The sequence below is a fragment of the Acinetobacter sp. 'aerobic (ED)' genome, assembly GCF_904886855.1.
Taxonomy (GTDB): domain Bacteria; phylum Pseudomonadota; class Gammaproteobacteria; order Pseudomonadales; family Moraxellaceae; genus Acinetobacter; species Acinetobacter courvalinii.
The window spans coordinates 175,096-190,512 of record NZ_CAJHGI010000003.1 but is presented as its reverse complement, the minus strand read 5'-3'; the positions used below and the strand labels follow the sequence as shown (position 1 = coordinate 190,512).

Sequence of the window (15,417 nt, the reverse complement as noted above, 5' to 3'; positions counted from 1 at the left end):
ATGAGCAAAGCTAGTTTCTGCGCCATTTACCCCAGTTCAGAAAAATAGCGGCTCCCAGCAGGGTCAGGAAAATCAGGAATTTGGCTTCAAATCGGGCAATACTGAATTGCTGACGATGACTTTGTTCCTGCAACGATGGCTCAAGCTGTTGGGTATCCAGCGGATGGATGTCCAGCGCCAGTAATTGCGGTGTTTTTTCCGCCTCGCCAATCACCACATAGGCCGCTTTAATTTCGAAGTCCTGCGGGTTGGTTATCCCAAAACTGATTTTGGCAGGTGTGCTGGAGTTGTATTCCGGAATCCAGTCCATAATCTGGCCATATACACGAACATTATCAGTTGTGCCCAAGACCGGGTCTTGTATCTTTTTCCCGGTTTGCTCCTCAATCTCATCCACCAGATCTTCAAATTCATGAAAGGAATAGTTCTGGCGGACTGGTAAATGATTTGCGACCAGATTCACCCGCTCTGTCGGATTGGCAGGATGCGCCTTATTAATCACGCCTTCACCCTTAACCACAAAATCGGCCTGGCTATTATTTGAAGCAGATTTGGGCACACCGACCAGATAAAAGGCGGTCCAGAGCTGCGCGCCCGGATTCAGATTTTTCAGCTCAAACTCATAGGCCTCATCGTGATTTAAATTAAAGACCTGATCAAACCCAATGATTTTTGTTTCCTGCGCCATGAGACTTAAACTCAGACACATGCCCCACGCTAGTACCATCAGTTTTCTTAACATTATTATTGCTCATGTGTTCTATGTTATTCATTTTAATTTATTTATTTGATAAACCAGAAAATAATTCCTGACTTTCTTCTGTCAGGATGACCAAAAATGACAGCTTGTAGCATTCTGTTATCCTTAGTTCCCAATCTGGCTCAAGATCAACATGTGCGGATTGCATGCAAGCAGCTCCTGCCCTGAAAAACAGACATAAAAAAGCCCCAATTAAGGGGCTTAGTCGTATATCGTATCGTCCGATATACTGTATGAGGCTCATCTCAAACTGGGCGCATTAAAACATAAATCCATCCAGTTGCCTACTGATATCTCTCGGCTAAAAAACATTCACTACAATTAAAGCAATGAATGCGGGGATGGCCTGAATGTAAATAATCTTCTTGCTGGCGGTTAACCCCCCATAGATGCCAGCGATCAGCACACAGCCCAAAAAGAAATTGGCGATCGCAATCGCATAGCTTGCAGGCGCCAGTAATGACCAGAACAAACCGGCTGCAAGAAAGCCATTATATAGTCCCTGATTTTGTGCCAACACTTTGGTGAGCTGTGCTTTTTCCAGACTATTGCCAAAGGCTTTTAAGCCATAGGGTTTGTCCCAAAAAAACATTTCCAGCACAAGAATATAGACGTGTAATAAGGCGATAAGTCCAATGAGCAGTTGTCCAAGCATCTGATTATCCTTTTTATAATGACGACATAGCGAATGAAACCAGCCTCACGGCTGGCAGTGATGATTTAACTTAGGGCTTCAACAACACTTTACCTTGACGAGCACCTTGGGTTGCCTTGAGTGCAGCAGTTTTGATTTCGTCAAAGCCAAATACGCCTTCAACAGGCAGAATCAGTTTCTTTTGCGCCGCCAAGGTCAGAAGTTCGACAAATAATGCCTTTTTGCGTTCTGCTGGCATTTCTTTGCTCACCACACTGGCCCAGAAACCTTTTACCGTCGCCTGTTTAAAGATCAGGTCACCTGACGAGATCTGCATGGTTTCCCCAGTCATACTGCCAAATGAAACCAACAGGCTATTTTCACTCAGCAGATTCAACATTTCACCACTGGCACTGCCACCAATTGAATCCACTCCCGCAATTAAAGGCTGATCTGCATGGAGGGCTTTGACTTGCGCTTTCCAATCGTCCTGATCCGTTGCCACCACATGTTGGATGCCGAGGGCCTGCATTTCGGCAATTGCATCGCTACGGCGCACCAGATTAATGACTTGCAGACCACGCGCCTGAGCGATCATGGCAACCGTTTTTCCCACCGCACCGTTGGCGGTATTCTGGATCAGCCATTGCCCCGGCTGAATATTGACAAAATCCAGCAGCATCAAGGCACTGATCGGCATACCAATCAATTGAGCGGCTGTTTCATTATCAATGCCATCATTTAAAGGAATGATAGCCTGTGCAGGTGCAATAAAATATTCTGCCCAGCTGCCATGCACACCAGCAACGGCTACGCGTTGTCCTAATTTACTTTGATCAACGCCTTCACCTACCGCATCGACTATACCGACCGCTTCACTACCGCCAATGGCAGGAAGGGTTGGCTTATAGCCATAGCTGCCACGTACAGTCCAGACATCGTGATTATGTATGGGAGACAGGATGGTTTTAATACGAACTTCGCCGGCTTTCGGTTCAGGTCGCGGCATTTCTGCCAGCTGTAATACCTCAGCAGGTTCACCAAAACTGTGATGGATAATACTTTGCATCTTTTTATTCCTTAATCGGTTGTAACAGCTGTTGTGTGGTTTCCAGAGCCAGATGTAGCGGTGCTTTGTCTTGGGCTAATTTGGTCATCAGGGCCGCACCCAGCCATAACTGATACATCACCTGAGCCGTTTTAAATGGATCAAGGTGTATTGGAATGGAGCCTTGTTGCTGCCCTTCTTGTAGTAGCAAGGCTACACGTTGCGTCAGTCGATGCACACCAAGATTGAGAATTTCACGCATGTCCTCGGATAAATCGGCCACCTCTGCACCTAATTTCACAATCAGGCAATTCTCGGCCCAGCTGCCATACACAGGATCATCAATCCAGGCCTGCCATAACGCCATCAAACGCGCATAGGCATTTGGTTCCGTCTGCTGCCAAAGCTGCTCGACCCGAACTTTATAGTCCGCCATGTACTGTTCCAGTAAGGCGCAGCCGAAGGCTTCTTTAGAAGCAAAATAATGGTAGAACGACCCTTTCGGGACATCACAGGTCTTGAGAATTTCTTGCAAGCCCACCCCGACAAAACCTTTACGCAACACCAGTTCAAAACTGGTATCGAGAATATGTTGTCGCGTGGTTTCACTTTTAATTGATCGTTTCATCAGCACACTATAAATTAATATTAGACCAGTCGTCTAGTAATTTGTATATTTTTATTCCTTCCGTGTTGATAAGTCGTAATTTGGCCTAGGGAAAGCTCAAAATACGAGGCATATTACCCACAATAAATGTGAACCAGTTCATTAACCGTCACAATTTGTCGTTTTAATTATTTTTATATCACTTGAACAATTTTAAATCGTTATCATATACATGTTTTCATGTTCAGCTTATTGAGATGTATTTATGAGTCAAAGTCATATCCGTATTCGAGGCGCACGTACCCATAATTTAAAAAATGTGTCGCTCGATATTCCACGTGACAAGTTTGTGGTGATTACGGGACTTTCTGGCTCAGGAAAATCATCCTTGGCCTTTGATACCTTGTATGCCGAAGGCCAGCGCCGTTATGTCGAATCGCTATCGGCCTATGCACGCCAGTTCCTGTCACAAATGGAGAAGCCGGAAGTCGATTCGATTGAAGGTTTATCGCCTGCGATTGCGATTGAGCAAAAGTCGACCAGTCATAACCCGCGTTCGACCGTAGGGACCATTACTGAAATTTATGACTATTTGCGTTTGCTCTACGCGCGTGTCGGTACGCCTTACTGCCCTGAACATGACCTGCCGATGGTGGCCCAAACCATTTCGGAAATGGTCGATGTAGTCAAGAGTCTGGAAGAAGGCACCGCCTTGATGCTGCTTGCGCCTGTAGTGCGGGAGCGTAAAGGTGAGTACACCCAACTGTTTGAACAGTTACAGGGTCAAGGTTTTGTTCGTGCCCGTGTCGATGGTGAAATCATTGATATCGATACCCCACCCGAGCTGGACAAAAAGAAAAAGCACACCATTGAAGTGGTGGTGGACCGCTTTAAAGTACGTGATGATCTGGGTAACCGGATTGCAGAGTCGTTTGAAACTGCATTACGTCTAGGCGGCGATATTGCGGTTTTATCCTGGATGAATGGTGAACATCCGGAACGTGTGTTCTCGGCCAAGCACTCTTGTCCTGAGTGTGATCGTGCCGTCGCTGAACTGGAACCACGTCTGTTCTCATTCAACAATCCCTTCGGTGCCTGTCCTGTCTGTGACGGTTTGGGAACTCGTAGTCATTTCAGTGCAGATAAACTGATTCCGAATGCGGAGGTTTCGATCAGCCAGGGTGCGATTCGTGGCTGGGACAGACAGCGTCCGTATTACTACACCATGCTGCAAAAAGTTGCGGATCATTTTGGTATCGATCTGGATGAGCCTTGGAACAAACTCGATAAAGATACGCAAAAGAAATTCCTGCAAGGTACAGGCAAAGAGAAAATCGACCTCAGTTATATTGATGAACGCGGTCGTAAGCACACCCGTGTACAAGCCTTTGAAGGGATTTTGCCGCATCTGGAACGTCGCTACCGCGAGACGGAATCGAATTATGTCCGTGATGATCTGGCGCAATATCTGTCGAATGCCGCGTGTGATGCTTGTGGCGGTTCACGTTTGAATGAAATTTCCCGTCATGTTCGGGTCAAGGACAAGACCATTGCCCAGATCACCAAAATGTCGATTGGTGATGCGGAAAATTATTATCAGGACCTCAATCTTGAAGGTGCCAAAGGCGAAATCGCCGATAAAATCTTTAAAGAGATTCGTGAGCGTTTACACTTCCTGGTCAGCGTTGGCCTGAATTATTTGAGTTTGGCCCGTTCAGCCGAAACCCTTTCAGGTGGTGAAGCCCAACGTATCCGTCTGGCGTCACAGATTGGTGCCGGTCTGATGGGCGTAATGTATGTGCTGGATGAACCGTCAATTGGTCTGCATCAACGTGATAATGATCGCTTACTACAAACCTTGATTCGCCTTCGTGATTTGGGAAATACCGTTCTGGTGGTTGAGCATGATGAAGATGCCATCCGTGCCGCTGATCATATTATTGATATTGGTCCAGGTGCAGGGATCCATGGCGGTGCCGTGATTGCCGAAGGGACTTATCAAGAACTGGCAGATCATGCCGACTCGCTGACAGGTCAATATCTGTCAGGTAAGTTAAAAATCGAAGTACCGAAACAACGTACCCAGTCTCCTCGTCCGGATGAAGTGATTAAGCTGTCTGGTGCCAGCGGACATAACTTGCAAAATGTTGATCTGACCATTCCATTGGGCATCATGACCTGTGTCACAGGGGTGTCTGGTTCGGGTAAATCCACGCTGATTAACCGGACTTTATTGCCGTTGGCAGCGACGCAACTGAATGGTGCAACCACGCTAACTGCAGAGAAGTTTGACTCGATTGATGGCTTACAACATTTAGATAAAGTGGTGGATATCGACCAGAGTCCAATTGGGCGTACCCCTCGTTCCAACCCTGCCACCTATACCGGTTTATTTACACCGATTCGTGAGTTATTTGCCCAAACACCGGAAGCCAAAGCGCGTGGTTATAGCGCAGGCCGTTTCTCCTTTAACGTCAAAGGCGGTCGCTGTGAAGCCTGTGAAGGTGACGGTATGATCAAGGTGGCGATGCACTTCCTGCCGGATATGTATGTGCCTTGTGATGCTTGTCATGGCAAGCGTTATAACCGTGAGACTTTAGAAGTCGGTTATAAAGGCAAGAACATTTCTGATGTCTTGGAAATGACTGTGGAAGATGCGGCTGAGTTCTTTAGTGCTATTCCGGTGATTCATCGTCGTTTAGATACTTTGACTCAAGTGGGCTTGGGCTATATCCGTTTGGGTCAGGCTGCAACTACCCTTTCTGGCGGTGAAGCGCAACGGGTGAAGCTGGCACGTGAGTTGGCAAAACGTGATACAGGTCGAACCTTATATATTCTGGATGAGCCGACTACGGGTCTGCATTTCCATGATATTGCCAAGTTACTCGACATTTTGTACGAGCTACGCAATAAGGGGAATACCATTGTGGTGATTGAGCATAATCTGGATGTGATCAAGACCGCGGATTGGGTGATTGACTTAGGCCCTGAAGGTGGTTCTGGTGGTGGTCAAATCATTGCCGAAGGTACACCTGAACAGGTCGCCGAGGTTGAGATTTCACATACAGGTCGTTTCTTAAAGCCGATGTTGAAATGATAAAAAAGGGCTCATATGAGCCCTTTTTTTAATCGTTTAATCTTGTAATTATATAGTCTACATTCAATTTGATTAATTCCGATTCCGTTGCCTTTTCTTGTAATATTTCTAAAATTTCTTGTCTTATTTTTGGATTCAAATCAGGCTTAATTGGTTGTGTAATTATTTTTTTAATAAAATCCAACCTATTAATTTCTTTAAAGTCGATATCTTCATTAAAAACTTCAAAGAGCAATTTATGCCAATCTTCTTTATCAGCTTGTTCTAAAACAAGAGCACTGGTTTCACTATTATAAGTATCATGGATAACATATTGCTTCACGACTTCGATAAGATTAGGCAAACCTGCTAATGGATTGTGTTTAACTAAAATTCTTATGTAACGATGAAATATATTGCTTTCTTTATAACCAAAACCAAATACTTCTTCAGAAAATGATTTTCCTTTGGCCTGTACCCTTGCTTCTATCCAATGTTTTATATTAATTTTTAAATCCTTTGATAGATCAGCTCTACCAAACTTAATCAATAAAACTCTGCTAAAATCTAAATTTTCTAAGCTCTCAAAACCAATCTTTTTAATAGCGCAAGAATGTAGCCGTTCACAAAAATTCTTTTCTATCTCAATATTTCTCCACTGAATCATTAGCTGCCTTATTTCCTTAGTAAGTTGATTCTGTTCCTCTGATATCAACTCAGACGTAGCTAGTTCTGTAAGCGTTTGGAAATCCACTCTGTCTTTTTGTTCAAACCATTTTTTAAATTCATAAAACCATAAATCATTTTGAATAAAGTCATAGCTAATTTTTTTCAGCGCCTCATACTTCTTTTGTTTTATTTCACTCCAATGTTCACGATCCCTATCAGAATAATATTGGCAATCATTCCAGTCGTACTCAAAATTTGCAAAGTCATGAATCAAGTAACCCTGAATAATTCTTATCAAAATAATTTCTTTAGTAGACTGAGCAATATCTAAAGGTAACTCATCTCTAAATTGCTGATATAGCTTAATTACCTTTTGAAAAAATCTAAAATTGTGAACATCCAAAGTCTCAGCAAACTCAATCATTAGTTCAATAAGTGGTTCATCAATTCCCACTTCTACAGATTTTGCACGGATTAAAGGTGTCACAGAATTAATAATAAGTGTTTCATCCACCAGTTTTTCTTTATATTCAACATACTTTTGTTTATTGCCATCCTCGGCCTTATCTTCATCCAAAATCAAAATAATTTGGCAATTTCTTTCTAATTTAAGTTGATTTGCCAAACCCATAACATCTTTTATATCTAGCTTCTTTGACATTCTTTCAAAGTCATCGAAACAAATAATCGCATCTTTAATTTGTGCGAACATTAAGCCGTCAAAGAGTTTTACAGGTGCATTTATTCCAAATTGAGAAATTTTTGTATCTTTAAAAATTGATGGTAATCCTTTAATCCATTTAGGGATTTCTACTGTGGAATGATAACTTTCTACACTGCTATAAATCTGAGTCTTAAGATCACTTAAGGATTCAAGTCCAAATAATGAAACATAAGCGTATTTACGATTGAATAAATTATCTTTTTTATAAATACGTTCCTCAGATAGTTGTTTCTCTAAAAATTTTTTCCAGAAGAATGTCTTCCCAACTCCCCAAGGCCCTGTAATAGCAATCGCTGTCCCAACTTTCTCATTTCGAATATTATGTTCTAATAATTGTTTTAGCCTTTGTTCTTTCTCTAAGATATCCATCTTTCTTTTGTTCACATTTAACTATAAAACTTTATAATAATTAAATAATTGTGTGAATCAAGTCTCCACCACATTCTTCCCTTTTGCTTTAGCTTTTAACAGCGACTGATCTGCTTTTTCTAACAGGGCTAACCAGCTATTTGCACCAATCGCAACACCAATACTCACCGAAACCTGAATCTCGTCGGCCATACCCGAAAGCAGAATACCTTGCCCTGCAACCCCTTCACGAATATTTTCCGCAATCGCTTTAGCAGCATCCATCTGAATATTTTCCAGCACAATAAGAAACTCATCACCGCCATAACGTACGATCAGGTCAGAGGTCCGGACATGACGCTTAAGCTGATCCGCAATCATGCTGATTACCTGATCACCGACAATATGCCCGTACTGATCATTTACAAACTTAAAATTATCAATATCAATGGCGATCACACAGGTATGCGACAAGCCCTCAGCTTTGTCCTCGAGTGCAGCAATATACTCCTCTAAGGCCAAACGGTTCGCCACACCTGTCAGTACATCAGAGTTCGCGATCTGCTTGAGTTGCAACTCCATGCTGTCGCGCTGTTTCAGCATCCCTCTGAGTTTATCGATGGCTTCAAATAATGAAAAAAACTCTTCCTTGTTTTTGCGCATTTGAGTCAGTTCATCCGAGCTACCGGAAAGACGCAGAATCATATTACGTGCATTGATCAACGGACCAAACACCCTGCGCTTGGCATAAATCATGGTAAAGATGGCAATCAGTAACGATAAACTGGAAATACACAGCGTAAAGATAAATTGCAGTTTTGCACGTCGGTTTTGTTCGTCTGCAACCGCAATACTGTCGTCCAGAATATAGTTTTGCAAATCCATGACCGTGGTAAATTTACCCACCATCTGATCGGTCAATTCGTTCGCGGTAATAAAGTAGGCCTGATGATTTTTACTTTCATCCAGTAACTGCGAAATAATAGGCAGGCCTTTATCCAGAAACTCTGTTTTTACCCGTAAATATAAACGGACATATTCAGTTGATTTGGACTGTTCAGGCTGAATGGTATCCACCAACCCCCATAGATAAATGGCTTGATGCTGGGTCTGTAAGGAGCGCGCCCGATTCTCATCAGAAATTTTCTCGTCAAAGGTCACAGGCGCCATAATATTGGAAGCGACTCGCCCGGCCTGATCCCGCATATCGGTTAAAATCAGGATCGAAGTAAAATAGTTCGACATTTTACTGTTTTTACTTTCAGACAGAACCATCAACCATTTGAGCAACTCGCGGCTTTCATCCCAGACATCAAACATGGACAGGATGGCGCGATCAAACTGCATCGAGGTCCGTTGAGGCGTTGGAGTATTTGCATAAGCATCCACCGTGCTACGCGCCTGCGCCAGTTTGGTCTTGAGGTCGGTATCCAAATCTTCGGCAATCATGCCAAAACCATTTCGTTTTAAAGTCTCAATGGTTTGTTCTATCTGCAGATCGACGACCTTACGGTATTCTTGCAAGTCCTGACGGTTTTTGGCCAGATCCTGCGGCTGACTCGACATGACTTTATTGGATGGAGCACGTTCCCGTGAAATTTTATTGGCAGTTTTCACCAGGCTACGCAGGCTAATGATCTCGATTAAGGTTTTATTTGTTCTTATATATTCTTGATAACTATTAATAATAAGTGGTATAGACAAATAAGAGATAGAAAAAATAATAACAAGCATGCAGAGAAACAGGCGCCGACTAATTTGCTCAGAACGTAATTTCGAGCTTTTCAAGTGTTGCCCCATTAACACACCTTACACTTTTTCAAAAAATGATCTCGATTGCATTTTCAACAGTGCATAATTTTACCTGAATTTGAAAACCCAGAACCATGATTAAATAAGCTTTTTAGTTAAAAGAACCAAGGTGTGATGAATCTTTGAATATCAATTCTCTGATTTAATCAGCTTATCGAGAATAATTTTTATTTAATCATGTGCTATATAATTTCACTATATTTATAAATCATCTAAATATGCTGCTCCTTTATATTTATATTGCATAAGACCAATCATATTTACAGTAAACTTTTCTGAATGACCTTATCCAGAATAATTTTGGAATTAATGCTCATTATCCCTTTAATTTTATTAAGTTTATTTATTATGAACTGTGAAAATTCATTTAAGTCTCTGGCTGCAACATGTAATACATAATTGGAATCCCCCGTAATCACATAGGCATTAATCACTTCTTCACATTGATCAATCTGCTCAAGAAAAAATTTATGATCTGTTTCAGTGAGCTGCACAAGTTTTATTTCAACAATGGCCTCAATTTTAATCCCCAATTTCTCGTAATTAATTTTCGCCTGATATTTTTCAATAATGCCATGGCTTTCCATAATCTTGACCCGACGGTGACAGGCCGAGGGAGAGAGATTGACCAAGTCTGCTAATTCCTGATTGCTGAGGCGCGCATCTCTTTGCAAAAAGTTAATAATTTTGAGGTCAATTGCATCAATATTCATCTTCGTCAATTCTTCTAATAATTTAGCTATATTTGAAATCATATCCGAAAAACTGACTTTTTTTGCTGTTTTTATCGAATAAATCATAAAAAAACAACTGATAAAATCTAAAGATAAAATTTCAAAAATCAGGGATAGAAGCATCATGATTAGCTATCAACAATGTCTGGACTGGGATCAGCAAGATCAACTCAAAGTCTTTAAGGACGAATTCGCCTTACCTGAGAACATCATTTATCTGGATGGGAATTCATTAGGGGCAAGGCCCAAAAAATCATTGAACTATGCACAACATATTATTCAGCAACAGTGGGGAGAAGACCTGATCAATAGCTGGAATAAGGCAGACTGGTGGGGACTTCCGACCCGTTTAGGTGATAAGGTCGGTCAACTTATTGGCGCAAAGACCGGTGAAACCGTTATTTCGGACTCGACCACTTTAAATTTGTTTAAAGTCCTTTCTGCCGCAGTCAAGATTCAGGCCGCACAATTCCCACAACGCAAAATTATTGTGGCGGAAAAAGATGCCTTTCCAACCGATATTTATATTATTGAAGGTTTTATTGACCTGATCAATCAAGGCTATCAGGTTGAATTGATTGAAGGTGCCGAGGAGTTAGAACAGGTTCTTGAGAAAGATGTTGCCGTTGTGGTGTTATCACATGTCAATTATCGCACCGGCTACTTCTATGACATGTCAACCATCAACCAGCGCATCCATGCAAAAAATGCCTTAATCATCTGGGATTTATGTCACTCTGTCGGTGCCGTACCGTTGGATCTCAATCAAACCAGTACTGACTTTGCCATCGGTTGTACCTATAAATATCTGAACGGTGGTCCGGGTTCGCCGGCATTGCTGTGGGTGAATCCCAAACATCGTGATCAATTCTGGCAACCTCTTTCCGGCTGGTGGGGGCATAAAAAACCCTTTGATATGGCTCAACATTATGAACCAGCCAACAATATCCGTCGCTATCTATGTGGTACCCAGCCAATTATCTCGATGAGTCTGATTGAATGTGGGGTAGATATTTTCCTGAAAACCGATATGCAAAAAATTCGTGAAAAATCCCTTCAGTTAACCGATTTGTTGATGGCATTGATCGAACAGGAGTGCTCAGAATTTGGTTTTGAGCTGATCACACCACAAGATCATCAATACCGTGGCAGTCATGTCAGCTACCAGCATCCCCATGGTTATGAAATTATTCAGGCACTGATCGCTCGTGGCGTGATCGGAGACTACCGCGAACCTGAAGTTCTACGCTTTGGCATCACCCCGCTCTATCTGGGCTTTGAAGATATCTGGCATGCTGTGCAACATCTCAAGGCAATTATGCAGCAACAAGAATGGAAGAATGAACGCTACCTGGTAAGAAGTGAAGTGACCTGATCTGACACTTTCAGATTGAAGTTCTGGCAAGGAGACGCCAATGGATAATTTTAACAAGATTCAAGCACGTGAAGCAGGTTTACATAAGAAACTCTCCGCCAACCAAATGGCCATGATTGCCATTGGCGGAGCAATTGGCACCGGGCTATTTATGGGCAGTAAATTTGCAATTAGTTTTGCTGGCCCAGCCGTAATTCTCAGTTATGCGATTGGCGGCCTGATCGCCTTTGCACTGATGGCCTGTTTAGCGGAAATGACCGTGCAACATCCGACCTCCGGATCATTTGGTGCCTATGCCGAGCACTATCTCAATCCCATGGCTGGTTTTCTGGTTCGCTATAGTTATTGGGCCTGTATTGTACTCGCAGTCGGCACAGAAATCACGGCGGTTGCCGACTATATGAAAATGTGGTTTCCACAACTACCCGCCTGGATCTGGATCGTCTTCTTTTCTGGCACCTTGCTCGCAGTCAATGCCTATAGTGTCAAGGCATTTGGACTGGTGGAATACTGGTTTTCTACCATCAAGGTCTTTGCCATTATTGTCTTCATTCTGCTAGCGATCGGTATTCTTACCCAAAATACCCAACAAAGTAGCCATGTGATGGGGAATCTAACCGGTCACGGCGGCTTTTTTCCAAACGGATTTAGCGGAGTCTGGATGGGTGTGATTATTTCTATTTTCAGCTATCTGAGTATTGAAATGATCGCTGTTGCAGCAGGCGAAGCGGCAAATCCTGAACAAGCAGTCAAGTATGCATTTAAGAGTACTGCCCTGCGTCTGATTCTATTTTATCTGCTGTCATTGTCTTTGATTGTTGCCTTGGTGCCATGGACTGAACTGATCGGACAGAATGCAACCAGTCCTTTCGTCACTGTCATGCGCATTGTCGGTATCCCTTATGCAGATAGTATTCTGAACTTTATCGTTATTGTGGCGGCACTCTCGGCCATGAATAGTATGCTGTATATTTCAACCCGCATGCTATTTAGCCTTTCGCGGGCAGGCGATGCCCCGCAATTGTTTGGTAAAATCCGTCCGAATGGCGTACCGATCAATGCCCTGTTTCTCTCTGCAACGGGGATTGCTGTCGCCAGTGTAGTTTATACCCTTGATCCCGCCTCAGCCTTTCCGATCATGATTGCGCTCTCCATGTTTGGCGCTTTATTTACCTGGGGCAGTATTTTCGTCACGCATATCTTTTTTAGAAGAAACATGGCCAAGAATGGCAGAACATTAAAATTTAAGATCCCGGCCAGTCAACTGATTTCATGGCTCGGTTTATTCAGTATTCTGAGTATTACGCTCACCACCTGGTTTACACAGGAATTTAAATCCACCCTACAGTTTGGTCTCCCGTTTATTGGGGTGCTCCTGTTTTTTTATACGCTGAAACATAGGGCAAAAAAACGCGATCTCGCCTTAAAACCTGAAGTGTCCGAGTAGAAAATCATGCAGCTTTATGACAATTCTCGCACAGTAGCTAATGAGGCAGAGATTTTGGCTGCCTTCCAGCAGCGCAGTAGGCTGGCCTATCAACATTTTCCTTGCCTTCAGGAAATCCGATATGCCGAAGCTCCACGATCAAGCCTCGATGTCTTCCCCTTGGCGCAGGCGACAACAACACTGGTCTTTATTCATGGCGGCTATTGGCAATGGTGTGATAAGTCAGATTTTGCCTTTATCGCCACAGATGTACTGGCCAAAGGCATGCAGTGTGTACTGGTCGAATATGAGCTTGCGCCACAAAGCACGATGGCCGAAATTGTCGCACAGGTTAAGCAGGCACTCGACTTTATCCAGCAGCAGCCCTGGATTACGCAACACGTGCTACTTGTCGGTCATTCCGCAGGTGCGCATTTGGCAGCGCTCTGGATGCAGCATGAGATAGTGACTGAAACCGTCTTGCTCAGTGGTATTTATGATTTAGCACCGATCCAGCAAACACATCTGAATAGGGCATTGAATTTAACAGAACAGGACATTCTTCAATATAGTCCGCTATTACGACAGCATGCTATTTCAAAGCCTTACAGTATTTACTGTGGCGAGCAGGAGCTGGACGAATTAATTTTACAAAGCCAAAATTATTTTCAGCACAGGTCTGGATTAGATCAAGCACAGGTTAGCTTTAAATTACTCGACAAGACCAATCACTACACGATTCTGGATGAATATTTTCAGCATTTATTAAAACCAAAGACTTAAATTTATACATGGATGTTATAACAATGGTTAAGTTTAAACTTCAGTACCAGTGGCTTTTTATTGCCTTAAATTTGTTGATTTCACCGCTTAGCCAAGCTGAAATCGAACTGCTCAAACAAGAGCATATCCTGTCCGATCATGATCAGTTGATATTGACCAGTAAAGGTAGCATGCGACTACAGGCACTTAATTTTGATCACTACGATGCATCGAATACAGAGCAGAAATATCGCAGAAATGGCTATAGTTCGACGAGCCGTATCTATGTCAATGCGGATTATAAAATCAATGATCAGTTCAACCTGATTGCAGGTTATCAAAACTTTATTAATCCTGCCAAAATTCTGGATTGGCAAGGACATTATCAGAAAAATGACCAGAGCCTAAGCACAGAGCAAGCCTACTTGGGAATCACAAATCCACATTATGGCACTTTAAAATATGGAAAGATTTATAGTGTTTATTACGATGTGGTCGGCAGCAAAACCGACCTTTGGGACTATAGCACCCTGGCCCAGCCTCAAACCTGGAGTCCTTTTGCATATCATGATGGTACTCAGGCAGCGGCGAAAACTTTAAGATATGAGAACAAAATCAACAACATTGATGTATATGCGTCTTATTTATTTAAAGACCATACGACGCTCGGGCCGGTCCGTTATCAACGGCAATCCGGACAGGAAATTGCTGTAGATATTCATTTAAATAAAAACCTAAGCTGGGCCATCTCGGGAAAATATAATCAGGCCCAGCTTCAGTCTGATCTTGAAACAGATCGCTTTTCCCAAACTTTACTTGCTTCTGCCCTGTTTTATTTTGACGGAACCTGGATGCTCTCCGCTGGAGGAGGCTGGTATAAAAACCTTCTTCCTAATTTTGAATTTTCAGCCCATTCCGATTCTCTAGAAAAATTTTTAAATACGGAAGCTTATGGACTTGAATACTATGCAGGACATAATTTCGATATTGGCCATGATGGAATCAAATACATTCAGCCTTATGTCATGGGTAATTATTTGAAATATAGCAGTGGCTATAATTTCTCACGTCAGGATCATGGTGTTGGTATGGCATTGCGCTTTAGCCATGGACTGGGTTTTGATTATGAACGTCTTTTTACCCGAGATACCAGTCATACACCGGATATGCATTTATTTAGATTGCGCTATGAATGGTAATCTCATTCAAAATCGGGGCATAAAAAAATATCGCTTTATAGACTCAATGAGACATATGCCTTTCATCACTTAATCTCCATCTTGCTTTAAACGTCTACACCTAACTTAGTTTCCCCTAGCCTTTGCAATGACAAAGGCTTTGTGATTCTCAATCGAAAAACCCTATCTTAAAAATAAAAATTATCAATTTCACAAATTACTTTCTAAAGAACATAATTTAATCAGGTAGAGAAATTGTTTTAT

General features: G+C 42.5%; 12 protein-coding genes. 5 read left to right on the top strand and 7 right to left on the bottom strand.

Annotation, left to right across the window (positions count from 1 at the left end; genetic code table 11):
* Positions 1 to 10: 10 nt before the first annotated feature.
* The 4 genes from JO943_RS07000 to JO943_RS06985 form a co-directional block, all read right to left on the bottom strand.
* Positions 11 to 742 (bottom strand): hypothetical protein, encoded by a 732-nt coding sequence (locus tag JO943_RS07000; protein ID WP_202740381.1) that lies wholly within the window; start codon positions 740 to 742, stop codon positions 11 to 13.
* A 319-nt stretch (positions 743 to 1,061) separates the two neighbouring features.
* Entirely contained in the window at positions 1,062 to 1,415 is a 354-nt protein-coding gene (locus tag JO943_RS06995) for a DUF1304 domain-containing protein (RefSeq protein WP_202740380.1), read from the bottom strand.
* Between the two features lie 70 nt (positions 1,416 to 1,485).
* Entirely contained in the window at positions 1,486 to 2,463 is a 978-nt protein-coding gene (locus JO943_RS06990; RefSeq protein ID WP_202740379.1) for a zinc-binding dehydrogenase, read from the bottom strand.
* Positions 2,464 to 2,467: 4 nt separating this feature from the next.
* Complete coding sequence (locus JO943_RS06985) at positions 2,468 to 3,070, bottom strand: TetR/AcrR family transcriptional regulator (protein ID WP_202740378.1); 603 nt, start codon at positions 3,068 to 3,070, stop codon at positions 2,468 to 2,470.
* Positions 3,071 to 3,314: 244 nt separating this feature from the next.
* Between JO943_RS06985 and uvrA the strand changes: the two genes are divergently transcribed.
* Positions 3,315 to 6,146: an excinuclease ABC subunit UvrA gene (uvrA, locus tag JO943_RS06980; protein WP_005282485.1), complete on the top strand. Its 2,832-nt coding sequence runs from the start codon at positions 3,315 to 3,317 to the stop codon at positions 6,144 to 6,146.
* Between the two features lie 28 nt (positions 6,147 to 6,174).
* Here uvrA and JO943_RS06975 read toward each other — a convergent pair whose 3' ends face one another.
* The 3 genes from JO943_RS06975 to gigD form a co-directional block, all read right to left on the bottom strand.
* Positions 6,175 to 7,887: a P-loop NTPase fold protein gene (locus JO943_RS06975; protein WP_202740377.1), complete on the bottom strand. Its 1,713-nt coding sequence runs from the start codon at positions 7,885 to 7,887 to the stop codon at positions 6,175 to 6,177.
* Positions 7,888 to 7,944: 57 nt separating this feature from the next.
* Positions 7,945 to 9,666 carry a GGDEF domain-containing protein gene (locus tag JO943_RS06970; protein ID WP_202740376.1) on the bottom strand — a complete coding sequence of 574 codons (1,722 nt, stop codon included), beginning with the start codon at positions 9,664 to 9,666 and terminating at the stop codon, positions 7,945 to 7,947.
* Positions 9,667 to 9,938: 272 nt separating this feature from the next.
* Complete coding sequence (gigD, locus tag JO943_RS06965; RefSeq protein WP_032873854.1) at positions 9,939 to 10,391, bottom strand: Lrp/AsnC family transcriptional regulator GigD; 453 nt, start codon at positions 10,389 to 10,391, stop codon at positions 9,939 to 9,941.
* Between the two features lie 145 nt (positions 10,392 to 10,536).
* Here gigD and kynU point away from each other — a divergent pair, with 145 nt between their 5' ends.
* The 4 genes from kynU to JO943_RS06945 are packed head-to-tail and all read left to right on the top strand — an operon-like array spanning position 10,537 to position 15,174.
* Complete coding sequence (gene kynU, locus JO943_RS06960; protein WP_202740375.1) at positions 10,537 to 11,787, top strand: kynureninase; 1,251 nt, start codon at positions 10,537 to 10,539, stop codon at positions 11,785 to 11,787.
* Between the two features lie 40 nt (positions 11,788 to 11,827).
* A complete protein-coding gene (locus tag JO943_RS06955) occupies positions 11,828 to 13,234 on the top strand; it encodes an amino acid permease (protein ID WP_199949110.1) in 1,407 nt (468 codons plus the stop codon).
* Positions 13,235 to 13,240: 6 nt separating this feature from the next.
* Positions 13,241 to 13,996 (top strand): alpha/beta hydrolase, encoded by a 756-nt coding sequence (locus JO943_RS06950; protein WP_199949111.1) that lies wholly within the window; start codon positions 13,241 to 13,243, stop codon positions 13,994 to 13,996.
* A 23-nt stretch (positions 13,997 to 14,019) separates the two neighbouring features.
* Positions 14,020 to 15,174, top strand: coding sequence for a porin (locus JO943_RS06945; RefSeq protein ID WP_202740374.1), 1,155 nt, complete (start codon positions 14,020 to 14,022; stop codon positions 15,172 to 15,174).
* Positions 15,175 to 15,417 lie beyond the last annotated feature (243 nt).

Excerpts from the sequence above, each read along its gene's own strand:
- JO943_RS07000 (WP_202740381.1), bottom strand. The coding sequence starts at position 742 with ATGTTAAGAAAACTGATGGTACTAGCGTGGGGCATGTGTCTGAGTTTA.
- JO943_RS06995 (WP_202740380.1), bottom strand. The coding sequence starts at position 1,415 with ATGCTTGGACAACTGCTCATTGGACTTATCGCCTTATTACACGTCTAT.
- JO943_RS06990 (WP_202740379.1), bottom strand. The coding sequence starts at position 2,463 with ATGCAAAGTATTATCCATCACAGTTTTGGTGAACCTGCTGAGGTATTA.
- JO943_RS06985 (WP_202740378.1), bottom strand. The coding sequence starts at position 3,070 with ATGAAACGATCAATTAAAAGTGAAACCACGCGACAACATATTCTCGAT.
- uvrA (WP_005282485.1), top strand. The coding sequence starts at position 3,315 with ATGAGTCAAAGTCATATCCGTATTCGAGGCGCACGTACCCATAATTTA.
- JO943_RS06975 (WP_202740377.1), bottom strand. The coding sequence starts at position 7,887 with ATGGATATCTTAGAGAAAGAACAAAGGCTAAAACAATTATTAGAACAT.
- JO943_RS06970 (WP_202740376.1), bottom strand. The coding sequence starts at position 9,666 with ATGGGGCAACACTTGAAAAGCTCGAAATTACGTTCTGAGCAAATTAGT.
- gigD (WP_032873854.1), bottom strand. The coding sequence starts at position 10,391 with ATGAATATTGATGCAATTGACCTCAAAATTATTAACTTTTTGCAAAGA.
- kynU (WP_202740375.1), top strand. The coding sequence starts at position 10,537 with ATGATTAGCTATCAACAATGTCTGGACTGGGATCAGCAAGATCAACTC.
- JO943_RS06955 (WP_199949110.1), top strand. The coding sequence starts at position 11,828 with ATGGATAATTTTAACAAGATTCAAGCACGTGAAGCAGGTTTACATAAG.
- JO943_RS06950 (WP_199949111.1), top strand. The coding sequence starts at position 13,241 with ATGCAGCTTTATGACAATTCTCGCACAGTAGCTAATGAGGCAGAGATT.
- JO943_RS06945 (WP_202740374.1), top strand. The coding sequence starts at position 14,020 with ATGGTTAAGTTTAAACTTCAGTACCAGTGGCTTTTTATTGCCTTAAAT.